11 protein-coding genes are annotated in these 6341 nt (G+C 52.8%); all 11 read left to right on the top strand.

Annotated elements, in window-relative coordinates:
- Nucleotides 1-339: GxxExxY protein (locus VAE48_RS11820; RefSeq protein ID WP_322793533.1), on the top strand; the 339-nt coding region annotated here is incomplete at its 5' end.
- Nucleotides 340-354: 15 nt separating this feature from the next.
- Nucleotides 355-783: a hypothetical protein gene (locus VAE48_RS11815; protein WP_322793532.1), complete on the top strand. Its 429-nt coding sequence runs from the start codon at nucleotides 355-357 to the stop codon at nucleotides 781-783.
- Between the two features lie 172 nt (nucleotides 784-955).
- The gene (locus VAE48_RS11810; protein ID WP_322793531.1) at nucleotides 956-1258 is read left to right on the top strand and encodes a hypothetical protein; all 303 of its coding nucleotides are present in this window, start codon (nucleotides 956-958) and stop codon (nucleotides 1256-1258) included.
- Nucleotides 1255-1782: a hypothetical protein gene (locus VAE48_RS11805; RefSeq protein WP_322793530.1), complete on the top strand. Its 528-nt coding sequence runs from the start codon at nucleotides 1255-1257 to the stop codon at nucleotides 1780-1782. The genes VAE48_RS11810 and VAE48_RS11805 overlap by 4 nt, the downstream gene beginning before the upstream one ends.
- A complete protein-coding gene (locus VAE48_RS11800; protein ID WP_322793529.1) occupies nucleotides 1779-2243 on the top strand; it encodes a hypothetical protein in 465 nt (154 codons plus the stop codon). The genes VAE48_RS11805 and VAE48_RS11800 overlap by 4 nt, the downstream gene beginning before the upstream one ends.
- Nucleotides 2244-2384: 141 nt before the next feature.
- Nucleotides 2385-3110: a MarR family winged helix-turn-helix transcriptional regulator gene (locus tag VAE48_RS11795; RefSeq protein WP_322793528.1), complete on the top strand. Its 726-nt coding sequence runs from the start codon at nucleotides 2385-2387 to the stop codon at nucleotides 3108-3110.
- A 66-nt stretch (nucleotides 3111-3176) separates the two neighbouring features.
- Entirely contained in the window at nucleotides 3177-3452 is a 276-nt protein-coding gene (locus VAE48_RS11790; RefSeq protein WP_322793527.1) for a hypothetical protein, read from the top strand.
- Nucleotides 3440-3877 (top strand): type II toxin-antitoxin system VapC family toxin, encoded by a 438-nt coding sequence (locus VAE48_RS11785; RefSeq protein ID WP_322793526.1) that lies wholly within the window; start codon nucleotides 3440-3442, stop codon nucleotides 3875-3877. The genes VAE48_RS11790 and VAE48_RS11785 overlap by 13 nt, the downstream gene beginning before the upstream one ends.
- A 479-nt stretch (nucleotides 3878-4356) precedes the next feature.
- Entirely contained in the window at nucleotides 4357-4716 is a 360-nt protein-coding gene (locus VAE48_RS11780; protein ID WP_322793525.1) for a hypothetical protein, read from the top strand.
- A 91-nt stretch (nucleotides 4717-4807) separates the two neighbouring features.
- On the top strand, nucleotides 4808-5887 hold the full coding sequence (locus VAE48_RS11775; protein WP_322793524.1) for a multicopper oxidase family protein: 1080 nt from the start codon (nucleotides 4808-4810) through the stop codon (nucleotides 5885-5887).
- A gap of 27 nt (nucleotides 5888-5914) precedes the next feature.
- Nucleotides 5915-6316 (top strand): FixH family protein, encoded by a 402-nt coding sequence (locus VAE48_RS11770; RefSeq protein ID WP_322793523.1) that lies wholly within the window; start codon nucleotides 5915-5917, stop codon nucleotides 6314-6316.
- Nucleotides 6317-6341 lie beyond the last annotated feature (25 nt).

Raw genomic sequence — 6341 nt, 5'->3', positions numbered from 1 at the left:
TTGGGCAGCGGTCACAGCGAACTGGTCTATCACCGGGCGCTGCTGCACGAACTTCGCTCCAGTGGCTACGAAGTGCTGTACCAGCCGAGGCTGAAGGTCTGGTACGGCGGGCAGGTGGTGGGCGAGGTGAAACCTGACCTGCTGGTGCGCTGGTACGAGGTGGCGGTGCTGGTGGAGTGCAAAGCGGCGGGGCATTTCGAGCAGGCGGACTTCGACCAGGTGCGCCGTTACCTGCGGGCGTACCGGGGCAAGGCGCTTGGGCTGCTGCTGGGTTTTGGCGGCGAGCGGCTGGAATTTCGGCGGGTGATGGTGGAAAGGCAAGTCAAAGTCAAATCGTGAACTTCGGGAGGCTGTATGAAACGGTACAATCAGGTGATTCTGGACGGGCAGATGAGCCTGAGGCGGGTGTACCCCATTCGGGAGAACCTGGCGGTAGAAGCCAACCTGGAAACCGACCGGGCTGTGCTGGGCGGTTGTCACCGGGTAGTGTGCGATAGTGACCTGGCGCTGGAAGTGCTGGCGTTTGCCATCACCAGCCGGGCGCACCAGCAGCCACTGGAATCTACCGTGTACGGCTGGCTGTGGTCTGGGGCGGAGCGGGCGCATGTGGTTGCCCGTGAGGTGGTCTTTCATGTGCCGCCTTTGGTGCGGGAGCAGTCCGCCAATGTGCTGCGCCAACTGCGCAAGGCGGGCGGATTACCGGAGCAGGTGGCGGTCAACGGCTGGAAGGTGCCGTTGCGGGAGGTGCTGGCGGATGTGGTGCTGGACGGCAGGCCGGTCTAGCGACCGGCGGGGTCAGCCTGGCGGCTGGGCGTGCGGCACAATGCGCCTTGCGCCCCGTCACCGCTAGACGCCTAGCGGCGTCTGCACTCTGGGTCTAGCGACCGGCGTTCGGGGGCGCTCCGGCGCAAGAGTGCCTTGCCCCGAAAAATAACTTTTCTGCGAGAGGTGAGTCATGTCAATTGCTGAGGTTGTGAATGCGTTGGTGCCGCCGGTGGAGTTACCGGCGGGTTTGTGGATTGAGCGGGCGGCGTGGGGAGATGTGCTGTCCGCCGTGGCGGCTGGAACGCCGCATTTCGTGCGGCATGGTGGTACGGCAAAGTTGCCTGGCGTTCTACCCAATGACGGATTTTACAGTCCAAAGGCTGGAGATGTGTACCTGGTGGTACGCTTGAAGCCGGAGACGGCGCCAAGAGGCAGTGAAGTCGAGGCGGGTGTAGAAGATTTGGAGATTTTGCGGGTCGAGGTGCGGGAATGAGCGAACAAGACGAACTGGAACTGATTCGCATGACCCGTACCCAAGTCCTGCACGCCAGAACGGATTCGAGCGGGCTGCAAGAACGCAAGCGCATCCTGGCGGAGAAAGTGCTGCCACCGGAGACGCTGAAACGCCTGATCCTGATGGCAATTGGCAGCGGCTGGGTACACAACGGGCGCATCCGCTGGGGCATGCTGCTGCCGCACCTGCCCGTCCAGCCGCACGGCGTGGAAGCCTGGGAGGTGCGCTATGTGGCGCTCGACCTGCGCCCGTGGGAATTGCAGCATGAGTTCGAGAGTGCCGCCTGGTGGTGGCGGATGTACCTGCTGCAGGGGATTGCCGACCCAACTGCCTGGGTGGTGGAGCAGGCCGAGAAGCATGAGCCGGGCTGGGTCGAGCGGATCGGCGAGATTGCCTACGGCAAGGCCCCGGGCAGGGGAAAGGTGTATATGCTGGTGAGGAACTGCCGCCGGGCGCTGCAACTTCGGCAGGAGTATCTGGCCTATCTGCGAGGTGAGCGATGATGAGTTTTGCCTTCAGCAAGCATGAATACGATTTGAGCCGGTTCGAGCGCTGCGGGGAACACGGCTGTGTGTTCATGCAGGTCACGGCGGACGCCGAGCCGGTCTGCCTGCTGGACTGGCTGAGCGGGAACGCCATCGGCCGCACGGTGCGGGATGTCATCCTGCGGGGCGAGGGGGAGTACGATCTACCGGCGGTGATTCTGGACAACGGCTTTCTGCTGCCCATCAGGGCGGCGTTGGACGCTGCCAGCGGACGCAAGGGAGAGGTCAACGAAAGCGTGTGCGGGTGGGAAGTGACGGATGTCCTCTACCTGCGGGGCGAAACGGGCGAATCGCTTGCAGCGGAACTGCTGCCGCCGGGGACGGAAGTGGACGATGACCCCGGCTTTCTGCTCTACCTGGACATGCAGATTCTGCTGTACCTGCTGTTCGATGCCGAAATCCGCAAGTACGAGCCGTGAGGGTGCGGCGAGGTGCAAAATGCCGTTTTTCGGCAGTATGGGCAGGGCAGGGGTAAAATCTTATGCGGGATATTAAGCTGGACTTGAAAAGGGAGGGTGCCACAACAATATCCCGTATAAGATTTACGCAATGGTACGCTTATGACACGAACAAGAGCCATACGGATTGAACTTTGGGAGCGCATGCAAACCGCCGTGCAAATCCTTGCCGAAGGGGTGTGTTTGCAAACGGAATTGCAATCCATGATGGGGCTTTCCGGTGGGGCGGTAGATCGGCTGATAAAAACGCTGTTGGAAGAAGAACTAATCGAGCAGCGTTTTTTCGGGAACGGGAAAGCCAAATACGCTGTCTTGCGCCTGACGGATAAAGGCAAAGTCTTTGCCGTTGAATTGGGCTGTCCCATCCGCAAGTCCGAGTGGGACATTCTGGCAGAACGCCACAACGCCGAAGAACACCGCCAGCACGCCTTTGCCGTCCTGCTGTTTGCCTACCAGGCCCGCAGACGGGGCTGGCAGGTACAGGTCTGTCCGCCGGTGGACAATCCGCTGGTCGAGCCGGATGTTCTGGTCGAGAAGGATGGCGAATGGGTGTATGTCGAGGTCGAGGTACTGCGTCATCCACGCAAACGCAGGGACGGGGCAGACAACACCTGGATACGCAAGTGGTACAACCAGTACAACTTCCAGCGGCGGGTGGCGGTGTGTACCCTGACCCCCAAACGAATGCAGGGCATTGTGCGTTATCTCAAACCCCGCTGGCGGGGCATGGCAACCGAACTGACCACACTGGCAAAGAACCCGTACAGTGACCTGTGGCTGGAACGCTGGGAGTGGCCAAACGAGGTTTCGAGGCAGAGGTTTGTGTAAGGGATTGACAAAATACACAGATAATTGTATTTTATAAACAACATTGTGTATTTTGTGAGGTTGATCATGGAACGCTATCAGGTCTTGCTTGACCCGCAACAAAAAGAGCGCGTGCAGCGCATTGCCGAAAAACAGCGGCGCTCGGCTGCCAGTGTCCTGCGCCAGGCGCTGGATATTGGTTTGGATGTGCTGGAAGGCAAAAGAGATGTATGGGAGCGGCGAATGAAGATTCTGGGAAAAGCCCGGCAGCGGCTTCAAAACCTGCCGCTGATTGAAATAGATTTGGTCAATACCGACCGTCAAGAACGGGAAGACGAGATGGAACAATTATGGCGGTTGTGATAGACGCAAATCTTACCCTGGCTTTGTTCCTGAGCCTGCCCTACACCGAGCAGGCTTACCGCCTGATGGATCACCTGCGGGAACGGCAAAGTGTGCTTTCGGCACCTCTGTTGTGGGAGTATGAATGTTTGAAGGGTTTTCATCGCGCCGTTCGGCTTGGGGTACTTCGTCCGCAAGATGCGGTTGAGTACATGTACGACCTGCTCGCATTGGAAATCGAACGGGTTGCCCCGACTGTTGAAATCCATCAGGCAGCCCTGCGCTGGGCGGAGCGGTTGGGGCAGAGTAAAGCCTACGATGCCCAGTACGTAGCCCTGGCGGAGCAGTTGAAAGCCGAGTTGTGGAGTGCCGACCAGAGGCTAATCCAATCGCTGAAAGAACAGGGCATCTCCTGGGCGCACTGGATCGGGGAGGAATTTCAATAAAAACACGATCAAATCAACCACAGAGTACACACTGGACAGAGGATTGGATGAATGAATCGGGTGAGATTTATACATGTTGAATAAAATTAAGGTCCGTCACACACCAGCAGGCGTCTTTTGTAGATTGACATTGAGAGGCTTGGTGATCCAGTGATTGGGTTCAGGGGGAATGTTCAAACCGAAGAGAGGTAATGCTTATCCATATGTAATCTGTTATGAGGCAAACCCAACATTCTCAAATCAGAACAATAGACATATCAGGTTATTGTATGGTTGGATGATCCATTGAAAAAGAAGAATTAATAAAGCGTTGCGACCAACCAAATCAACAAACCAGGGATAAAGAACAAACTAATTTGAACCCTCATAAGTGAACCTCATAGGCAATTATGCTTATTGGATCATACGCATTGCTGCGCTATGATAAACAATCCTCATTACCTACAATCAACTAATACAACTACAAAATAAGGGATCGTATGTTCACGCAAACGTTCTTAATTGTTGAGAGGGCCTGTGATCAGGTTTTACCGATCATCATTAGTGTCTTATCTCAAAGAGGTCTGAAAGTTTTGCCAACCTTTAACTTGCACTCCACCAGATCAGATCAACAAGCCTGTCCCTGCCCTCACCATGGAACAGAACAATGTGATTGTCAAATGATCATCTTGCTCATCTATGATAATGAGGAGGAACCGATCACATTGTTTTTACACGGGAGTAACGGGCAAACAAGATTGTCCATTGATGAATCACTTTCCATTGATGCAAGAAGCGAAAAAATAGCACTTATTAAGCAAGCCTTGAATTTCCAAAGCATACATGCTTTCTCTTCTTGAGAAGCTCTAAAACAACAACTGGTGTTCCTATTCAACATGCAACACCAGAAAAGTGCATTTAAAAATTTTTATAAGGAGGTTTATTTTTACAGTGAAATTCATACACTTTATTTACCTTGCAGGTATTGGTTTGCTTCTGGCAGCTTGCACGGCTAGCGCTCGTCTTCAAGATAAAGAAAATACACTGCCAAACGACTCCAAAGCAGCCACGGCGACCTCTACTCCCGCCGCAGGGCGTATGGTTATGGAGAATCCCGAAGCTGCCCATATGATGTCACCAATTACTGCCCCAAATCTTCAACCGGCAACCTCTAATGGCGAGCAACCTTTGGAGTATCGTTTGGAAAATGGAGTAAAGGTATTTGAATTAACTACCAAAGCGGTGTCATGGGAGATTTTGGAAGGTGTAAAGGTAACTGCCTTTACCTACAACGGTAGTGTGCCCGGCCCCTTGATTCGTGTCACTGAAGGGGATGAGATAAAAATCATTGTAAAAAATGATTTGCCCGAACCCACTACGATTCACTGGCATGGAGTTCAGGTACCAAATTCGATGGATGGTGTACCCGGTGTAACTCAAGAGCCCATCCTGCCGGGCGAAACTTTTGTATATCAGTTTACCGCCAAACCAGCCGGTACTTTTATGTACCATTCACACTACGAGGGAGATGTCCAGGTGATGGCGGGTTTATATGCACCATTTATTATTGAACCACGTGAATTGGAGGCCGACCCGCCAGCGGTTGATAGAACATTGATGATTTCAGAATGGTTGCTAAAGGATGGCTATACTTATGCTGCCATGCCAATGAGTGGTATGGAGCCCAATTACTTTACCATCAACGGAAAATCCTTTCCCGACACCTCTATCATTTCACTAAAAAAAGGTGATCGAGTAAGGCTGCGATTCATCGGAATTGGACAATTTATTCATCCGATGCATTTACACGGTGTCCCATTCAAGATTGTGGCCATTGATGGTTTTCCAATTCCTCCAGACATGCAAATTACCAGGGATACCGTCAGTGTGGCTCCGGGCGAACGATATGATATCGAGTTTGTAGCTACGGAACCTGGAAAATGGATGCTACATTGCCATATCTTACATCACACCACAAATAATAACGTCGAACCGGGTGGTTTGATGATGATCATTGAAGTTACCGAATAAACCACTACACAAAGAAAGGTATTACAAATGAACAAGGTGATTTTTTTCAGCCTATTGATAGTTATTCTTCTTCTTACACTCTCGGCTTGTAATAATAATGCGGATACGCCAGTTCAAAACCAAACTGAAAATCCAGTAAACATAGAATTGGAAACATACCCCAACCCTCCTGTGGTGGGGAATGTTGAGTTGATTTTCAGGATCAAAGATGTCCAAGGTGTACCGATAGAAGGAGCAATAGTGGACGTAAGTGCAGACCATACGGATATGCAAGGTATGACCATGAATGGTATAGCCGTCGATGAGGGAGGCGGCGCTTACTCCATCACTGCCGATTTTAGTATGAGTGGTAATTGGAAGGTAACTGTTTTCCTGCGTAAGGATGGGTTATCGGATTACCGGAAAGAGTTTCAGATTCGAATTCAGTAGATAATTTGGGGAAACAGGTGGGGAG

Source organism: Bellilinea sp. (assembly GCF_034432615.1).
In the GTDB taxonomy this organism is placed as follows: Bacteria; Chloroflexota; Anaerolineae; order Anaerolineales; family Anaerolineaceae; genus Bellilinea.
This window is presented reverse-complemented; position numbering and strand designations above follow the sequence as displayed.